Here is a 17,607-nt window from a genome sequence, read left to right on the forward strand (position 1 = left end):
GCGGGCCCGCGCCGCCGGTGCCGTGTTGTTCACGGGCGGCGCGATCCCCACGGGAGTGCCCGGCGGACCGGGCGGCGTCACGTCGCGCGAGGCCGCTCGGGCACGCTTCGAGTTGGTCGTGGCCCAGTCGAAGGACCGCCGGCTGCTGACCGTCCTGCTCCTGGCGTGGTGCGCCACCGTACTGCTGGTGCTGGGCGGCGCGTTGGCCGCGGTGGGGCAGAACGCGGGTTACGGATTCCTGGTGCCAGGGGCGGTCATCGCGCTGTCGTTGATCGTGGCCTGGGCCCTGCGTTCCCTCGTCGCACGCCGACACGCCCGCTACCGGGAACTGCTGCGGCGCTACGAGGCGGAACGCGACGAACTGGTGTGACAGCGGCGGGTGACCTCGTGTCCGGGCCGGCGTCGACTGCCAACTCCCGGGCGCTGCGGTGGGAAACGATGTCGCCTCCGGTCGCGTCAGTGACCACTTGCCGCAAGGAAGCATGCGCGTTCGCGGATTGGACGCCGATCGCGGTTGCGTGCGCTACGAGGCCTTGGGCTGCGAAGTAGGCTGGACGGGCCGAATTTCCGCGCAGGAAGGGAAAGGTGCACGTGGTCGGTTCTTCCGTGTTTCCGGGTATCCGTGCCGTGGGTGAGCGTCCGGCAGTCGGGACGATCGTGACTTTGCCGGAGCCCCGTTTGGTCGAGATCGCCGCGCTGGCGGGCTGCTCATGGGTGATGGTGGACTGCGAGCACGGCGCGGTGACCACCGCCGACGTGGGGCGAGTCCTGGTGGGCGCGCCCGCCGGTTTCCCGGTCCTTGTCCGTGTGCCCGCCGCGGAAGAGGTCCACGTCAAGCAGGCGTTGGATGCCGGAGCGGTCGGCATCGTCTGCCCGATGGCGGAGAACGCGGCGGCGGTGCGCGAGTTGGTGACCTGGGCAAAGTATCCGCCTTTCGGCACCCGGTCGGTGGGCGTCGGCCGCGCGCACGGGTACGGCCTGTCCTTCGCCCCTTACCTCGATAGGGCCAACGAGACCACGTCCATTGTGGTCCAGATCGAATCGGCGGCAGGGCTCGCGGCCCTGGACGACATCCTCGCGGTCGAAGGCCTCGGCGGGGTGCTGATCGGACCGTACGATCTGTCGGCGAGCCTGGGGCACGTCGGCGTGCCGTCCGCGCCCCCGGTCCTCGCCGCGGTTTCCGAGGTCATGTCCCGCTGCAACGCCGCCGGCGTTCCTGTGGGCCAGTTCTTCGCGTCCGGCACCGCGTATACGGACTCGCCTCTGCCCGATTCCCTCGACTTCATCGCCGTCGGCCTGGACACCGCGCTCCTGGCTCAAACGATCCACGGGCATGTGGAGCACATCGCCGCTTCCGCGTGCGCCGACGGCCCTGTCCCTGGTGCGACCGTGCTGAACATCGCCCCAGCGCCCAGAGGTTGACAGTAAGGCCATTCGACAAGAGCAGGGTTGTCGTCCGGACGACGAGCGCGAACGCACGCGGAGCGCCTTCGTGCGTCTGCCACGGGCGAAGCACGCGGGTACCGTGGGCACCTCTTCGGATCCGGGCGCGCAGTGGGCGCGCGGGCGGAGCGCCATGCGGGCGCGGCGACGCGCAGGAAGCGGAAGGAAGTCGACGTGGACGAGACCGTGGTCCGGTTGCGGCACCACGCGGTGCTGACGCCGGGACCCGGCGGTGATCCGACCGACGAGGCGGTGTCCTTGGCGCTCGCCCCGGGCGGCCGGATCGTCGTGCTCTGGACGTCCCGGGCGCGCGCCGAGGCGACACGTGCGCGCATCACCGCGGCATCCGGGGTGACGTTCCCCGAGAGCCGGATGTCGGCCGACGTGTCCGCCCGCGTCACCGTGCACGCACCGGACGCGGTGGAGGCCGCTCGGATCCCGCGACTGTCGGTGTCCCACCCGTACGCCCAACTCCTCCCGGAGGACCGGGTGTTGCTCGTCGGCGCGCGGGCGGCCTGGCGTCCGGAGCCGGAGGGGCCGGAGCGCAACGCGGTCCTGCACGACGCGGACGGGCACGTCCTGGCGGAGGGGGTGTTCGGCGACGGCGTGGCCGGGATCGCCACCACGCCGAGTGGGAACTGCTGGGTCCGCTACTTCGACGAGGGGATCTTCGGCAACTTCGGGTGGGGGTACGACGGGGCGCCGCCGCCCGTGGGCGAATCGGGCCTGGTCCGGTTCGGCCCGGACTTGGCGCGGAACTGGTCGTACTCCGAGCGCGGCGCCGGGCTGCCCGGCATGTGGGGCACCCCCGCGCTCAACGTCGACGGCGAGACGGCGTGGGTGTCGTACGAGCAGGCCAACGACATCGTGCGGATCGCGGACGGGCGGACGACGTGCTGGACGCAGGACGCCCTCGCCCGGATCCACGTCCTGGCGGTGGGCGCCGACCGGGTGGCCGCCCTCGGCAGGCCGCACGGCGACGACGGTCCCGATTACCTCACCGGGACCCTCGCCGACGGCCGCTTCGACGCGACCGCCGGCTTCCGGCTCGCCCTGCCCGACGGCTCGCCGCTACCGGAGCGGTGGCAGGTGTTCGCTCAAGGGCCGGACCTGCACGTGGTGTGCGGGCAGGACTGGTACCGCGTGGGTCTGGACGACCTGCCCTGACAGGCGCGGCCCGCAACACCCCGGCCGTCGGTTCACCCGCGGTCGGTTCACCCGCCGTCGATCCATCCGGCGTTGATCCACGCGCCGTCGATCCACGCGCCGTCGAACCATCCAGCGTCGATCCACCCGCCGTCGATACACCCGGGGTCAGCCCGCCTGACGTCGGCCCGTTCAGTCCGCCCCGCGCGTGAGCGGGCCGTTCGCGCGCCGGGCGACCGCATGCGCGCCGATGCCGAGCAGCGCGGCGCCGAGCAGCAGGCCGAGGCGCCGGACGTCGGCGGCCCCGTCCCAGCCGATATGGCCGATCTCGGGGACCACGAACCCGCTGTACAGCACCCAGCACACCCCCGCCACGCCCACCGCCGCACGACCGCGAGCCGGGGCGCGGTACGTCACCACCGCGGCGAACACGCACAGCGTCAGGAACGCCCACGCCGTGTGCCGGACCGCCCCCGACACGTCCATGACCGCCACGACCAGCGCGCCGCCGAAGAACGCCACGGCGATGACCGCGCCGGTCGACGCGGGCGTGGCGACCGTACGCCTGTCCCGCACCGCGACCGCGTCCTTGCGCCGGTCGCGGCGGCGGCACAGCGCTCGGTACGCCGGGCGTTCCACCGCGACCGTCAGCACCCACCCGCCCACGATGCCGGTGGCGACGAAGCCGAGCATCTGCACCACGGGTCCGGCGCCGGCCCGGTGGAGGTACCGCATCGTGATGATGCCGAGTGAGAAGTGCGCCAGGTACGCGCCGTAGCTGATGCCCGCCAGCCAACGCACCGCCCGATGTGTGGACTTCGGCAGTGCGCGGTCCCAATCGGGGCCCCAGGCCGCCAGATGCACGATGACGACGGCGATCGAGATGAGCACCAGCAGGGCCAGGCCGCGCAGTTGCAGCCACTGCTCGAACAGGCCCGCCAGGGTGAGCGCGAGGCCGTGCACGCGGCCGATGCGCCGCGTCGCCACCAGGTAGACCGCGACGCCCAGCACGAACAAGTGGGCGCGGTGCCACCCGAGTCCGTCGTGCAGCATGCGGAACGGCTCCCACGCGGTGTTGGCACGGATCGGCCACAGGGCGAGTTCGACCGCGAGTACGCCCCACAGCCACACCGCGGCGCGCGGCCCGCGCCGCCACGAGCGCACGCGTACCACCACCAACATGGCGGTGAACGCGGCGAGTTGGACGGGCAGCGTCCAGTAGGACAGGTCCACGAACGGGTACGTCTGCGGCTTCCACTGCCACAGCATCAGCAGGTTCGCCCCGATGTCGGACCAGGTTGGGGCCCACCAGCCCTCCAGGGCCAGCTTGCGTTGGAGGTAGCCGGTGATCAGCACCGCCGCCCAGAAGGCGGGCAGCAGGCGGAAGAGGCGGCCGAGCCACCAGCGCCACGCGTCCTGCCGCGACACCACGGCGGCGGCGAAGTAGCCGGAGATCACCAGCAGCGTGCTGGCGCCGACCGGCCAGCCCCAGGTGAGCGGGCGTTCGCCCAGCTCCGGGTGCCACGCCACCGCCAGCGACGAGCCGTGGAAGAACATCACCAGCAGCACCGCGGCCACTCGGACGACGTCCCAGCTCATCCGGCGGCCGGACGCTGCCGCCGCCGCGGGCGCCGCCGCCGTCGCGGCCGGGGGCGGCTTACCGGGGACGGGGCCAGTACGGGGGTGGTCAGCAGGCATGGCGTACGCGACTTCCGGTCGGCATCGACAACCCCGTCACCGACCGGGCTGCCGCGAGCGCAGACACCGGGACGAGCAGCAGGACGGCAATACGGTGAATACAGGCAATGCGAATACAGGCGATAAATGCAGCAAAAGCCGCGCCGCGCTCGGCCGGGATACTGCCGGCCGCGACCGCGACACGGTCGACTGCACTTTCCTTAACGGCCCGGATCGCGGGGAGTTCCGGCACGGAGGCCCCGGGAACGAAGATCGGTCGGCATCGCGACACGACGTTCCCACTTTGCTCCTTTGCTGCCTCTGCCGCCGACCACCCGGCCGGTTCTCGGCCCGGGGCGGCGCGACCCGCCGATCGGCAGGCCGCGCGCTGCCCGCGTGGGGGTTACGGACCGCCTCAGTCTCGCGAAGCGTTGGGCGGCGCGTCCATCCGCACTGGCACCCATATTCGCACCGGCGCGCTACGCGCGGTCGTGCACCGCAATTGCGTACGAGCGCGCGCGGTGACCCGGGCGGGCGGCGCGCCGAAGGGAGCTCCGACGCCCCGCTCGGGTGCCCTCGGCCCTCTCAGGCCTCGCTCGCCTCGACCGACCATGTGCGGAGCTTCTCGGGGTTGAGCACCACCCAAATGTGCGAGATGCGGTCTGCCGTGATGTCGAACGCGTACACCGCCATCGTCACCCCGTCCATCTCGGCGACCAGGCCCGGCTGTCCGTTGACCGTGCGCGGTACGAAGGCCAGGTTGTCGGTGGCGCGTCCGGCCAGGTCGACCAGGTAGCGGGCGATCTGCTCGCCGCCTTCGATGGGCTCCAGTTGCGCCTGCGTCAGCCCGCCGCCGTCCGCGGTGGCCACCGCGGACGGATCGAGCAGGCCGACCAGGGCCTGGATGTCCTTGGCCTCCCAAGCCGCCTTGAACTCCCGGACGAGCTCGGCCATCTGCGCCGACGGCGTGGCGACCGGCCGCGAGTCGCGGACGCGGCGGCGTGCGGAGGAGGCGAGCTTGCGGCACGCGGCGGGGGTGCGGCCGACGATCTCGGCGATCTCCACGAAGGTGTAGCGGAAGACGTCGTGAAGGATGAACACGACCCGTTCCGCCGGCGTCATCGATTCGAGCACGACGAGGAACGCCATGTTGATCGACTCGTCGAGAGTGACCCGGTCGGCCGGGTCCACCGGCGCGGGGGAGCGGCGTCCGCCCAGCCACTCGGTGCCCTCGGGGACCGGCTCGGGGAGCCACTGGCCGACGTAGCGCTCCCGCCGCACACGCGCCGAGCCCAGCAGATCGAGGCAGACGCGGCTGGCCACGGTCGTCAGCCAGGCCCCGGGCGTGTTGATGGCCTCCTGCTCCTGCCGGGTCATGGCGTACCAGCGCGTGTAGGTCTCCTGGACCACGTCCTCGGCGTCCGCCAGCGAACCCAGCATCCGGTACGCGAGGTTCAGCAGATGCCGGCGCTCGCTCGTGACCGCGCTCAGGCCCGGGTCGTGCGGGTCCTGGTGGCCGCGGTCCTCGCTCGGCTCGTCGGGAGTGGTCATCGTTCTACGGCTCCTCGGTCGCGGTTGCCCCCACCACCTTGGACGAGACAGCCCGCCGGAATGTGAGGCCGCCGCGCACCTCACACTCCGCGGCCCTGTCCGGTCGGACAACGGGGACAACCCAAGGGCCCGTACCCGCGGCGCCCGCGACGCCATTCCCACCGACCCGTCCCCCGCTCCACGGAAGGACCGTACCGACCATGACCACCCACCCCTCGACCACCTCGTTCACCGACCCGGCGACCGACGACCGCCTCATGCGGGCCGCCACCGCACTGGTGGCGAACGGGTTCGGCGTCGAGATCCTCGACGACGTCGCCGCCGCGCGCACCCGTATCCCCGACCTGGTTCCCGACGGTGCGAGCGTGTTCACCTCGGCCAGCGAGACCCTGCGCCTGTCCGGCATCGAGGACGACATCAACACCGGCGACCGCTACCGGGCCCTCAAGCCCCAGGTCCTGGCCATGGACCGGCTCACCCAGGCGGACGACATCCGCCGCCTCCTCGCCAGTCCCGACGTCGTCCTCGGCAGCGTCGCCGCGGTCACCGAGACCGGCACCCTCGTCGCCGCCTCCGGCAGCGGCAGCCAACTCCCCGCCTACTCCGGCGGGGCCGCGCACGCCATCTTCGTCGTCGGCGGCCAAAAGCTCGTCCCCGACCTCGCCACCGCCCTGCGCCGCATCGAACAGCACGCCCTCCCTCTGGAAGACGCCCGCGCCCGCCGGGTCTACGGCAGCCCGAGCGCCATCAACCGCCTCCTCGTCCTCAACGCCGACCCCCACCCCGGCCGCACCACAGTCCTCCTCCTCCGCCAACCCATAGGCTTCTGACGCTCTCCACCCCGACGCTGCGCAACCGGCGATCCGCCGCCGCCATCGCCACGACGAGGCGGCCTTGGCGGCGCCGCAATCGCCGGACTGCGCAGCAGCGTCGAACCGTGTCGGGCCCGGGCGGTTGGGGGGCGACACGGGCGCGTCGCGGCGGGCCGACGGTCGGGTTCTGCCGGACGAAGTCCTGGAAGGCGATATCGGAAACCGCCGCGACCACCGCCCGAACGAGCGCACAGCGCATCGTGTACGCCTGTTCCCACAACGCCTCAGCTTCCGAACCCGCCTCGCCCTCCGAACCCGCCTCACCCTCATCCACGGCGGACTCTTCCCGCCGACCGGGCGGTCCTGTTCGTCACCACGTACGCCCTCTTCCGCCGCCAGTTGGCGGAACGCGGCCAACTCCTCGTCACCAAAGGCGTCCCGCCCGTCGCCCCCGCCGAACGCGCGTCGCACACCTTCGTGTTCACCGATGACGGCAAGCTCCTCGCCGGACGGGCCGCGCAGCGCTGGGTGCGGGACCAACAGGCCGCGTTGCACGACGCAGCCGTGCAGCTGAATGGGGGACTCTCGCGCGTGGCATGCGGGCACCGTCCGGCGTCGCGTTCAGGATGCAGGGGAATCCCGCGTATGGCGGGTCGGAGCCTGAAGGGGAGTGCCGATGGTGCGGATGAAGGGCCTGGTCGCGGTCGTTGCGGTGGCGGTGACCGTGTCGGCCCCGGCGGCGTTCGCGGGCCAGGACGTCACGGAGATGCGCTCCTACGTCGTCGGCGGCGGCAAGCCCCGCGGCGTCATCGAGGGCCAGACGTGGGGGACGTACGCGATGCTCCGCGACGCCTCCGACCACCGCGTCGGGGACGCCTCCATCGAGTGCGCCGTCGAGAAGGCCCGAGACAAGCGCGTCATCGCCGAATGCACGCACGCGCTGCGCGTCGACGGCCGCGGCACGCTGCTGCTCAGGGGCGTGCACCACTACAAGGACCAGACCGTCATGCCCGGCACCGCCGACCCAATGCGCCTGATGGTCGTCGGCGGCACCGGCGACTACGCGTCCGCATCCGGAACGGCCGACGTGCTCGAAGTGCTCGGCGGCTACTCCTACCGGTACGGATCGCTCGGCTGACCCCGCCGGACCCCTGCCACCCCCAAGGAAGGAGCCGAGCATGACCGACGCGCCGGCGACCACCGCAACCACAACCCCGGCCACCACGGCGAAGACCGCCCGAGCCACGGCCGCCCCCGCCACGACGCCCCCGCCCGACCCCGGTCTCCGCCTGCGCGAACTGGCGTTCGGTGCCGTGACCGCCGCCGCCGTACGCGCCGCGCTGCGCCTCAGTGTCGCCGACGCGCTCGACGAACAAGCGGCCACCGCCGAGGAGTTGGCGTCCCGCATCGACGTCGACCCGACCGCGCTGCGGCGTCTGATGCGGGCCCTGGTCTCGCACGGCATCTTCGCCGAGGACGGAGACGGCCGCTTCGCGCACAACGACGCCTCGCTCCTCCTGCGCGCCGGAGTGCCCCGCAGCATGCGCGACGTCACCCTCTGGGCCACCGAGCCGTGGACCTGGCAGGCCTGGCCCCGCCTTGAGGACGCCGTACGGCACGGCGGCAGCGTCTTCCCCGCGCTGCACGGCAAGGGCTTCTTCGACTACCTGCACGAGGACGCCCCGGAGTCGGCCGAGACCTTCAACCGCGCGATGACCCAGTCCAGCCGTCAGTCCGCCGAGGACGTCGCGGCGGTGCTCGATCTCGCGGACGCCCGCGTCGTCGTCGACGTCGGCGGCGGCCAGGGCGTCCTGCTCGCCACGCTCCTCGAACGCCACCCGCACCTGCGCGGCGCGCTCCTCGACCTCCCCGCCGTCATCGCCGACGCGGACGCGCGGCTGCGTCCCGGCGGTCCGCTCGCCGACCGCGCGGAACTGGTGGCGGGCGACTGCCGCGACGAGATCCCGGTACGCGCCGACGTCTACATCATCAAGAACGTCCTCGAATGGGACGACGAGAGCACCCGCCACGCCCTGGCGAACATCGTCGCAGCCGCCGAACCCGGCGCCCGCGTCGTGGTGATCGAGAACCTCCTCGACGAGGGCGCGTCCCGGAAGTTCACCACCGCCATGGACCTGCTGCTCCTGCTCAACGTCGGCGGTGCCAAGCACACCGAGGCCAGCATCCTGTCCGCCATGGGCCGTGCCGGACTCGACGTGCGCGAGGTGAGCGCCATCAGCGCCGCACTGCACATGTTCGACGGCCGGAAACCGGACCACGACAGTTCCCGCCGCAACGCCGCCGGCAAACCTGCGCATGATGCCGCTGGGTGAACTCGGCCCGGATGTCCCCCCAAGGGGCCAAGGGCCGTGCGCGAACGCACTAGCAGCGGTCGCAGCCTTGCCGGGCCCGGCTCATGGTGGTAGAGGCGCACCGCCGATCCCCGTGTTGACGTCCCGTCAACAGTCTTGCGGGCGCCGGAAGGACAAGCCCCATGCGTCGTGCACGCACCCTCGTCGCCGGAGCCGCCCTCGGTTTCGCGGCGCTGACCATCGCCGTCCCGTCCGCCCACGCCGACTCCCACACGCCCGAGAGCTCCTCGACCGAGAAGTCCTGGTCGGGCGGCGACGGCGGCAAGTGGGAGGAGAAGAAGCGGTCCGGCGAGTACAAGGCGCCGCAGGGCGGCCCCCACGCGGGCATCGGCATCCTCGACGACGGCGCGGGCCTGGCGACCGGCGGTGCGCTGATCGCCGGTGGTCTCGGCCTCGGCGTGCACGCGCTGCGCCGTCGCACCACCACGGGCGCCGCGCAGGCCTGAGCACGCCATCCGCGGACCCGTGTCGGGTCCCGCCCCCGTGCGGCGGGTCCCGGCACGGGTCCGCTGCCCGCTCCGGCGTGCCGGGCGCATCCGGCGGACCACGAAGCCCCGTTCAAACGAGGAAGGCGGCCAGTGACATGGGACGCGCGAAGCTGACGGCGGTGGCCGCGGGCGCGGTGATTCTCGGCGTGTGCGTGATCGGCAACGACCTCAAGAACGAGGACGGGCCCCCGCAGCCCGCCGCCGCGCAGTCCGCGGCCCCGGCCCCGGCCGCCGCGCCCGGGTCCGCACCCGACTCGGCGGCCGACTCCGCTCCCGAGACCGCACCCAAGGCCGCACCCGACGCCCCGGGCAACCCCGCCGCGCCGCAGCCCGCGCCCCCGGCGGCCCCCGCCGCACCCCCGCCCGCCGAGCCCATGAAGCACTCGCCTCCTCTGCGCATCCGGATCCCCGCCGTCAAGGTCGACGCCCCCGTCATCGGGGTGGGCCTCGACGCGAAAGGCGTCCTGGAGGTCCCGCCCGCCAACAACCGCAATCTCACGGGCTGGTACGAGGACGGCCCCGCGCCCGGCGCCCGCGGCGCCTCGGTCATGCTCGGCCACGTCGACTCCAAGACCGGCCCCGCGGTGTTCTGGTCCCTCGGCAGCCTGAAGCAGGGCGACAAGATCACCGTCGACCGGGCGGACGGCAAGACGGCGGCGTTCGAGGTCGACGTGGTCGAGTCGTTCCGCAAGGACGCGTTCCCGGACAAGCGTGTGTACGGGCAGACCCCGGACGCGCAACTCCGCCTGATCACGTGCGGTGGCACGTACGACAAGCAGCGCAAGGACTACCTGGAGAACGTCGTCGTCTTCGCCCACCTCGTGCCGGGATCCTGAACACCGGCAAGCGAGTCGCGCCGAGGCCGCCGGACCACACCCGTGATCCGGCGGCCTCGGCGCACTCACACCTCACACCGGCGACGACCCCGCCCCGCAGCGCAGCGACATCGCCCCGACGACCTCGCGCAGCACCGCGACGGCGTCACCGGCCCCCGCGTCCGCCTCCGAACGCCACGCCACGAATCCGTCCGGCCGGACCAGCACCGCGCCCCCGGCGCCGACGCCGTACAGCGCCGCCCAGTCGACGCCGTCCTCGGTGACGAGCACGTCGGAGGACGACTCGCCGCCGTCCGCCACCGCGTAGACGGCGAGCGGCCCGTCCAGCTCCGCCGCGGCACGCCGCCACGGTTCCCCCGCCGGGCCTTCGCGCGTGAGCAGCACGCAGCGCGACTCGTACAGGTCGAGCAGGGAGACGCGCTCCCCGCCCCGCCGCACCCACGCGTGCGGTGCACGGCTGCCGGGCGACCCGTCGGGCGGACGGAACGCCTCCGGTACGACCGGGAGTTCCGGATCCGCACCGACGACCGCACCGCGCGGATAGCGGTATCCGAGAACCACCCCGAGCACCCCGGGCTGCCGCCCCGCCGGAGGCCCGCCCCCGGGCGGACGGCCGCCCGGAGCACCGTTCGGGGGACCGCCCGCCGGCGGACCACCACGAGGGGGACCACCGGCAGAAGCACCGCCGCTCGGCGGCCCGCCAACAGGGGCACCACCCGGCCGACCACCCACCGGCGGTCCACTCGCGCCCGACCCACTCGCGCCCGACCCACTCGCGCCCGGCCCACTCGCGCCCGGCCCACCCCCAGGCGCACCACCCGCGCCCGCCACATCTCCCCGCGGCGCATACCCCGGATGGCTGTGCTCCACCGAACGACTCGACGCCCGCGCCGCGGTCGCCAGAGCCACCGGCCGACGCTCCGCCTCGTACGTGTCCAGCAGCGCCGCGTCGGCCTCCCCGCGCAGCACCGCCGCCAGCTTCCACGCCAGGTTGTGCGCATCCTGGATACCGGTGTTCGACCCGAACGCGCCCGTCGGCGACATCTCGTGCGCCGAGTCCCCGGCCAGGAAGACGCGGCCCTCGCGGTAGCGGTCGGCCACACGTTCGGCCGCGTGCCAGGGGGCCTTTCCGGTGATCTGCACGTCCAAATCCGGCACCCCGGCGGCGGCGCGGATGTGCGCGATGCAGCGTTCGTCCGTGAAGGCGTCCAGCGGCTCCCCGCGTTCCGGATGCCAGGGGGCGTGGAAGACCCAGCGCTCGGTGTTGTCCACCGGCAGCAGGGCCCCCTCGCCGTCCGGGTCGGTCAGGTAGCAGACGATGAAGCGCCGCTCGCCCACGAACTCGGCGAGCCGCTTGCTGGTGAACGTGATGCTGACGTTGTGGAACAGGTCGCCCGGCCCCGACACGCCGATGCCGAGCCGGTTCCGCACCGGGCTGCGCGGCCCGTCCGCCGCGATGAGGTAGTCCGCGCGGACGGTACGCCGCTCGCCGCTCTCCCGGGCCTCCAGCACCGCCGTCACGCCGTCCGCGTCCTGCTCGAACTCCACCAACTCGGTGCCGAACCGCACCGGCTCGTTCAGTTCGCCCGCATGGCGTACGAGAACCGGCTCCAGATCGTTCTGGCTGCACAGGCACCACGAACTCGGCGAGAACTTGGCCAGTCCGCCGCCCGGGTCGATCTCCTTGAACAGCCACTCCTGCTCGTCCCCGGCGATGGTGCGGGCCTGCAAAATGCCGTGGTTCCCGGCCAGCACCGCGGACGCCTCCCGGATGCCCGCCTCCACGCCGGCCGTGCGGAACAGCTCCATCGTGCGCACGTTGTTGCCGCGCCCCCGCGGGTGGCGCGACGTGCCGGTGTGGCGCTCCACGACGAGGTGCCGGACGCCCAGGCGCCCCAGGAACACCGACGCCGACAGCCCCACCAGGGAGCCGCCGACCACCAGCACCGGAACGCGTTCGTCGTCGTGTCGATCGTCGTGCGGACTCATCGGCTCCACCTTGGCTCCACCTCCGTGCGGCACCAGCGTGCTCTTCCCACGGGCGAGTTCCCGGCCGCGGCCCGGTCCCCTCACGGCCGATGGCCATATCACCCGGATGCCCTCTAAAAGGTGCCCGACGTCACAGACGCCCTCACGCTCGAACACGGGGCCCACGACTGAAGGATGGACATGGACACGACTGTCCGAAGCCAGGTCGACCGCGACGACGTCGCCCGAGCCGGCGCCGACGGGGCGAAGCTCCGCGTGCTGCTGATGCTGGAGATCCACGAAGGGTCGCAGGACCGGTTCCTCGACGCGTACGAGAGCATCCGCGACCAGGTCGCCCGCGTGCCGGGGCACCTGCGCGACCAGCTCTGCCAGTCGATCGAGGACCCCACGCAGTGGCTCATCACCAGCGAGTGGGCGGGCGCTGACGAGTTCCTCGCGTGGGTCGACAGTCCCGAGCACCAGATGATGGTCCGCCCGCTGCACGGCTGCGTGCGCGGCACCCGCTCGCTGCGGTACGCGGTCGCCCGCGAGACAGACAAGAACCACCCGGACGCCCACCCCACCCGGACCGCCGGCCGACGTGCCGCCGCCCCCGAGGCCCGTCCCGCCGCCCCGCGCCCCGCCGCCGACGGCGTCATCCGCTGCGCGCTGAGCTTCCCGGTCATGCCCGGCAGCGAGGACGAGGTCGCGCACATCCTGAGCGCCTACGACCCGCCGGACCCGCGCGTGGACGACACCACCTCGCTGCGCCGCACGTCGGTCTTCATGCGCGGCCCCGTGGTGGTCCGGGCGATCGAGATCACCGGCGACATGGGCGCCGCGATGGCGCACGTGGCCCGGCAGCCGCAGGTTCGCCGCGTCGAGGAAGCCCTCAACCCGCACCTCGTGGAGCCGCGCAACCTCGACGACCCGCAGGCGGCCCGGGAGTTCTTCATGCGCGCCGCACTGGCCGAGGCCTTCCAGCGGACCTCGGTGCGCCCCCGTCCCGACGACGAGCGCGCCACCCGCCACGCCTACCTCTACCCGGTGCGCCACGGCAGCGCCGAGGCCGCCGCACGACTGCTCGCCGAGCACGACGAAGCCGTGCTGGCCGACCCGGACGGCCCGCTCGCCGCCACGTCCGTCTACGTGCGCCAGGACCTCCTGGTCCGCGTGGTCGACCTGCGCCCCGGTCACGACGACGACCTCGCCGCCCGACTCGGCGTCGACCCCCGCACGGCCGCCCGCATGGCCGAACTGCTCGACGGCCACGACGACTTGGCCGACACGTCGGGCCTCCGCCGCCTGCACGAAGCGAGCGCCATGGCGTCGGTCACCGACCGCCGTGCCGCCCTCACCCCGGAGGTGACTGCATGAACGCGACACCCACCCCCACCACGCCCGAAGCACAGCGCGCCGAACCGGCGCCGACCGCCACCGACGCGTGCTGCGCGGCGGAGCAGGTCCGCATCGTCGGCCTGCACGAGGTGGCGCCCAACCGGCGCCGCGGCGGCGACCTCCGGGTCACGCTCAGCCCGACGACCGTCGGCTCGACCAGCGGCTTCATGGGCGTCGCCCTGCTCGCCCCCGGCGAGACCATCTCGGAGCACTACCACCCGTACTCCGAGGAGTTCGTGCACCTGGTGTGCGGTTCGCTGGAAGTGGACCTGGACGGCGTCACCCACGAACTGCACGCCGAGCAGAGCCTGATGGTGCCGCGCAACATGCGCCATCGGTTCCGCAACACCGGCCGGGTCGAGGCCCGCATGGTCTTCCAGCTCGCGCCGCTCGCCCCCAAGCCCGAACTGGGGCACGTCGACACCGAGGTGCTCGCCGACCCGCACGAGCCGCATCCCGGCATCGGCGGTCGGTCGTGACGTTCCGTGTCGCGGTCACCGGCGTCGGCGTGGTGGCGCCGGGCGGCGTCGGTGTCCCCGCGTTCTGGGACCTGCTGACCGCCGGCCGCACCGCCACCCGCGGCATCACCTTCTTCGACCCGGCGCCGTTCCGCTCCCGGATCGCCGCCGAGTGCGACTTCGACCCCGCGGCGCACGGGATCACCGGCGAGCGCGCGCAACGCGCGGACCGCTACGTGCAGTTCGCCCTCGCCGCGGCCGGCGAGGCGGTGTGCGACAGCGGCGTCGACCTGGCCGCCGAGGACCCGTGGCGCGTCGGTGTGTCGCTGGGCACCGCCGTCGGCGGCACCACCCGGCTGGAGCACGACTACACCCGGGTCAGCGGAGAGGGTGCCCGCTGGGACGTCGACCACCGCGCCGCCGAGCCGTTCCTGCACCGCGCCTTCACCCCGGCCGCGCTGTCCTCCGAGGTCGCCGAGGAGTTCGGCGCACGGGGCCCGGTCCAGACCGTGTCCACCGGCTGTACGTCCGGCCTGGACGCGATCGGTTACGCCGCGCACGCCATCGAGGACGGACGCGCCGACGTCTTCCTCGCCGGCGCGTCCGACTCCCCGATATCGCCGGTCACCGTCGCCTGCTTCGACGCCATCAAGGCCACCTCGACGCGCAACGACGACCCGGCGCACGCCTCCCGGCCGTTCGACGCGCACCGCGACGGGTTCGTGCTCGGCGAGGGCTGCGCGGTACTGCTGCTGGAGGAGTTCGGCCGAGCCCGGGGCCGCGGCGCCCGCATCTACGCCGAGATCGCCGGGTTCGCCACGCGCGGCAACGCGTACCACATGACCGGGCTCACCCGGGAGGGGCTGGAGATGGCGGTGGCGATCGGCCGGGCCCTCGACGACGCCCGCCTGGATCCGCGGGACGTGGACTACGTCAACGCGCACGGCTCCGGGACCCAGCAGAACGACCGCCACGAGACCGCCGCCGTCAAGCGCGCCCTCGGCGAGCACGCCCGCCGCGTGCCGATGAGCTCCATCAAGTCGATGGTCGGGCACTCGCTCGGCGCCATCGGCGCGATCGAGGTCGCCGCGTGCGCGCTGGCCATGGCGAACGGCGTCGTGCCGCCCACCGCCAACTACGAGACGCCCGACCCCGAATGCGACCTCGACTACGTACCGCGCACCGCCCGCGAAGCCCGCCTGGACACCGTCCTGTCGGTGGGCAGCGGCTTCGGCGGGTTCCAGTCCGCCGTGGTGCTCGACCGCCGGTCGCTCGACCGGGACACCAGACCGGGGAGGACCGCGCGATGAGCCCCGCACCCCGCCGCGGCGTCGTCACCGGCGTCGGCGTCGTCGCCCCCAACGGCATCGGAACCGACATGTTCTGGAAGGCCACCCGTGAGGGCACCCCGCACCTGGCCCGCATCACCCGCGAAGGCTGCGCGGACATGCCGCTCGCGGTCGCCGGGCTCGTCGACGAGTTCGACCCGGCCGGCACCGTCGAGGACAAGTACCTCGTGCAGACCGACCGCTTCACGCACTTCGCGCTGCACGCCGCCGACCAGGCGCTGCGCGACGCGGACCTGCCGGAGCTGCCGCCGTACGCGGTCGGGGTGGCCACCGCGAGCAGTTCCGGCGGCGGCGCGTTCGGCCAGCGCGAGTTGCAGAACCTGTGGGGGACCGGGCCGCAGATGGTCGGCCCGTACCAGTCCATCGCGTGGTTCTACGCCGCCAGCACCGGCCAGATCTCGATCCGCGGCGGGTTCAAGGGACCGTGCGCGGTGCTCGCCGACGACGAGGCGGGCGGGCTGGACGCGATCGCGCACGCCGCCCGTTCGATCCGGCGCGGCGCGGACGCCATGGTGGTCGGCGCCGCCGAGGCGCCCATCGCGCCGTACTCGATGGTGTGCCAGCTCGGCTACCGCGAACTGTCCCTCGCCACCGAACCGGCCCGCGCGTACCTGCCGTTCGACGCCGACGCCTGCGGCTTCGCACCCGCCGAGGGGGGCGCGGTGCTGGTGCTGGAGGAGGCCGAGGCGGCCGCCCGCCGCGGCGCCCGGGTCCGCGCGGTGGTCGCCGGGCACGGCGCCACCTTCACCGGCACCGACGGCTGGGACGCCTCCCGGCACGGACTCGCCCGCGCCGTCACCCAGGCGCTCGCCGAGGCCGACGCCCACCCGTCCGACATCGACGTGGTCTTCGCGGACGCCCTCGCGGTGCCCGCCGCGGACCACGCCGAGGTCCTGGCGCTCGCCGACGCCCTCGGCCCGCACGCGGCCGACGTCCCCGTCACCGCGCCGAAGGCCGGGACCGGACGCGCCTACGCCGGCGCCCCCCTCCTGGACTGCGCTGCCGCCGTCCTGGCGATGGAACACGGCGTCGTGCCGCCCACCCCGGGGGTATTCGCCACCGAGTACGACATCGACCTGGTCACCGGCCACGCCCGACCCGCGGAACTGCGCACCGCGCTGATCCTCAGCCGCGGCCTCATGGGCTGCAACGCGGCCCTCGTGCTCCGCGCGGGCGACGACCGGAACTGACCGCACCCCGCGCCGCACGGGCCGTGGCTCGCGACCCGTGCCGCCCGACCCACCGTCACCCACGAGAGGACACCCCATGACCGGGCCCTTCACCTATGAGGACCTGTCGGCGCTCATGAAGTCCAGCGCCGGGATCGCGATCGACCCGGCGGACCTGGCGGCCGCCCCCGACCTGCCGTTCGCGGACGTCGGCCTGGACTCCCTGGGCCTGATGGCCGTGGTCGCCGAGATCGAGCACAGCCACGGCGCCCCGCTCGGCGCCGACGCCGAACGCTGCAAGAACCCGCGCGAGTTCGTCGACATGGTGAACTCCCAGACCACCTCCGGAGTGTGACCACGATGGCCGGACACACCGACAACAGCATCATCGTCAACGCGCCGCTCGATCTGGTCTGGGACATGACCAACGACATCGAGCACTGGACCGACCTCTTCACCGAGTACGCCGCGGTCGAGGTGCTGGGCCGGGAGAACGACAAGATCACCTTCCGCCTCACCATGCACCCCGACAAGGACGGCAACGTGTGGAGCTGGGTGTCCGAGCGCGAGCCGGACCGCGAGCGCCGCACGGTGTGGGCGCAGCGCGTCGAGACCGGGCCGTTCTCCTACATGCACATCCGCTGGGAGTACCACGAGGAGCCGGACGGCGTGCGCATGCGCTGGGTGCAGGACTTCGCGATGAAGGACACCGCGCCGGTGGACGACGCGTGGATGACCGACAACATCAACCGCAACTCGCGGGTCCAGATGGAGATCATCCGCGACAAGATCCAGCAGCGCGCCGATGAACTGGGGCTCACCTCGGCCTCGGCGCCGATCGGATGAGCCGTTCCGCCGATCGGTTGCGGTGTCCGGGCCCGAGCTTCGGGCCCGCCGCCCGGGTCTGATCCGGCCCGGTGTCCGGGCCCGCACGGCCCGG

The 17,607-nt window shown here is 73.1% G+C and carries 18 protein-coding genes; 14 read left to right on the top strand and 4 right to left on the bottom strand.

The window, feature by feature from the left end; all coding sequences use genetic code 11:
• From ACRX5S_RS08890 to ACRX5S_RS08900, 3 genes are all read left to right on the top strand, one after another.
• A partial coding sequence (locus ACRX5S_RS08890) for a hypothetical protein (RefSeq protein ID WP_436772265.1) occupies positions 1-370 on the top strand: 370 nt, incomplete at its 5' end.
• Between the two features lie 293 nt (positions 371-663).
• Positions 664-1,422, top strand: coding sequence for an HpcH/HpaI aldolase family protein (locus tag ACRX5S_RS08895; protein WP_436772266.1), 759 nt, complete (start codon positions 664-666; stop codon positions 1,420-1,422).
• Between the two features lie 195 nt (positions 1,423-1,617).
• Entirely contained in the window at positions 1,618-2,610 is a 993-nt protein-coding gene (locus ACRX5S_RS08900) for a hypothetical protein (RefSeq protein ID WP_436772267.1), read from the top strand.
• Between the two features lie 171 nt (positions 2,611-2,781).
• Here the strand turns inward: ACRX5S_RS08900 and ACRX5S_RS08905 are convergent, their stop codons facing one another.
• The 3 genes from ACRX5S_RS08905 to sigJ all read right to left on the bottom strand — a co-directional run bounded on the left by ACRX5S_RS08905 (position 2,782) and on the right by sigJ (position 5,817).
• Positions 2,782-4,188 carry an acyltransferase family protein gene (locus ACRX5S_RS08905; RefSeq protein WP_436772268.1) on the bottom strand — a complete coding sequence of 469 codons (1,407 nt, stop codon included), beginning with the start codon at positions 4,186-4,188 and terminating at the stop codon, positions 2,782-2,784.
• An 88-nt stretch (positions 4,189-4,276) separates the two neighbouring features.
• Positions 4,277-4,519: a hypothetical protein gene (locus ACRX5S_RS08910; protein ID WP_436772269.1), complete on the bottom strand. Its 243-nt coding sequence runs from the start codon at positions 4,517-4,519 to the stop codon at positions 4,277-4,279.
• 332 nt (positions 4,520-4,851) lie between these two features.
• The gene (sigJ, locus tag ACRX5S_RS08915; RefSeq protein WP_436772270.1) at positions 4,852-5,817 is read right to left on the bottom strand and encodes an RNA polymerase sigma factor SigJ; all 966 of its coding nucleotides are present in this window, start codon (positions 5,815-5,817) and stop codon (positions 4,852-4,854) included.
• Between the two features lie 200 nt (positions 5,818-6,017).
• Between sigJ and ACRX5S_RS08920 the strand changes: the two genes are divergently transcribed.
• From ACRX5S_RS08920 to ACRX5S_RS08940, 5 genes are all read left to right on the top strand, one after another.
• Entirely contained in the window at positions 6,018-6,647 is a 630-nt protein-coding gene (locus ACRX5S_RS08920; RefSeq protein WP_436772271.1) for an LUD domain-containing protein, read from the top strand.
• 658 nt (positions 6,648-7,305) lie between these two features.
• A complete protein-coding gene (locus ACRX5S_RS08925) occupies positions 7,306-7,767 on the top strand; it encodes a hypothetical protein (RefSeq protein ID WP_436772272.1) in 462 nt (153 codons plus the stop codon).
• Between the two features lie 40 nt (positions 7,768-7,807).
• Positions 7,808-8,962: a methyltransferase gene (locus ACRX5S_RS08930; RefSeq protein ID WP_436772273.1), complete on the top strand. Its 1,155-nt coding sequence runs from the start codon at positions 7,808-7,810 to the stop codon at positions 8,960-8,962.
• Positions 8,963-9,123: 161 nt separating this feature from the next.
• On the top strand, positions 9,124-9,447 hold the full coding sequence (locus tag ACRX5S_RS08935) for a hypothetical protein (protein WP_436772274.1): 324 nt from the start codon (positions 9,124-9,126) through the stop codon (positions 9,445-9,447).
• A gap of 137 nt (positions 9,448-9,584) precedes the next feature.
• Positions 9,585-10,325: a class F sortase gene (locus ACRX5S_RS08940; protein ID WP_436772275.1), complete on the top strand. Its 741-nt coding sequence runs from the start codon at positions 9,585-9,587 to the stop codon at positions 10,323-10,325.
• A gap of 72 nt (positions 10,326-10,397) precedes the next feature.
• Here ACRX5S_RS08940 and ACRX5S_RS08945 read toward each other — a convergent pair whose 3' ends face one another.
• Positions 10,398-12,314, bottom strand: a complete 1,917-nt coding sequence (locus ACRX5S_RS08945) for an FAD-dependent oxidoreductase (protein WP_436772276.1) — start codon at positions 12,312-12,314, stop codon at positions 10,398-10,400.
• Between the two features lie 180 nt (positions 12,315-12,494).
• Between ACRX5S_RS08945 and ACRX5S_RS08950 the strand changes: the two genes are divergently transcribed.
• The 6 genes from ACRX5S_RS08950 to ACRX5S_RS08975 all read left to right on the top strand — a co-directional run bounded on the left by ACRX5S_RS08950 (position 12,495) and on the right by ACRX5S_RS08975 (position 17,513).
• The gene (locus ACRX5S_RS08950; protein WP_436772277.1) at positions 12,495-13,670 is read left to right on the top strand and encodes a SchA/CurD-like domain-containing protein; all 1,176 of its coding nucleotides are present in this window, start codon (positions 12,495-12,497) and stop codon (positions 13,668-13,670) included.
• The gene (locus ACRX5S_RS08955; protein WP_436772278.1) at positions 13,667-14,170 is read left to right on the top strand and encodes a cupin domain-containing protein; all 504 of its coding nucleotides are present in this window, start codon (positions 13,667-13,669) and stop codon (positions 14,168-14,170) included. Before ACRX5S_RS08950 ends, ACRX5S_RS08955 begins: the two co-directional genes overlap by 4 nt.
• Positions 14,167-15,459 (top strand): beta-ketoacyl-[acyl-carrier-protein] synthase family protein, encoded by a 1,293-nt coding sequence (locus tag ACRX5S_RS08960; protein ID WP_436772279.1) that lies wholly within the window; start codon positions 14,167-14,169, stop codon positions 15,457-15,459. Before ACRX5S_RS08955 ends, ACRX5S_RS08960 begins: the two co-directional genes overlap by 4 nt.
• The gene (locus tag ACRX5S_RS08965) at positions 15,456-16,688 is read left to right on the top strand and encodes a beta-ketoacyl synthase N-terminal-like domain-containing protein (RefSeq protein ID WP_436772280.1); all 1,233 of its coding nucleotides are present in this window, start codon (positions 15,456-15,458) and stop codon (positions 16,686-16,688) included. The genes ACRX5S_RS08960 and ACRX5S_RS08965 overlap by 4 nt, the downstream gene beginning before the upstream one ends.
• 76 nt (positions 16,689-16,764) lie before the next feature.
• On the top strand, positions 16,765-17,022 hold the full coding sequence (locus ACRX5S_RS08970) for an acyl carrier protein (protein WP_436772281.1): 258 nt from the start codon (positions 16,765-16,767) through the stop codon (positions 17,020-17,022).
• Between the two features lie 5 nt (positions 17,023-17,027).
• Complete coding sequence (locus ACRX5S_RS08975) at positions 17,028-17,513, top strand: SRPBCC family protein (RefSeq protein ID WP_436772282.1); 486 nt, start codon at positions 17,028-17,030, stop codon at positions 17,511-17,513.
• Positions 17,514-17,607 lie beyond the last annotated feature (94 nt).

It is taken from the genome of Yinghuangia sp. YIM S09857, from assembly GCF_051388915.1.
Taxonomy (GTDB): domain Bacteria; phylum Actinomycetota; class Actinomycetes; order Streptomycetales; family Streptomycetaceae; genus Yinghuangia.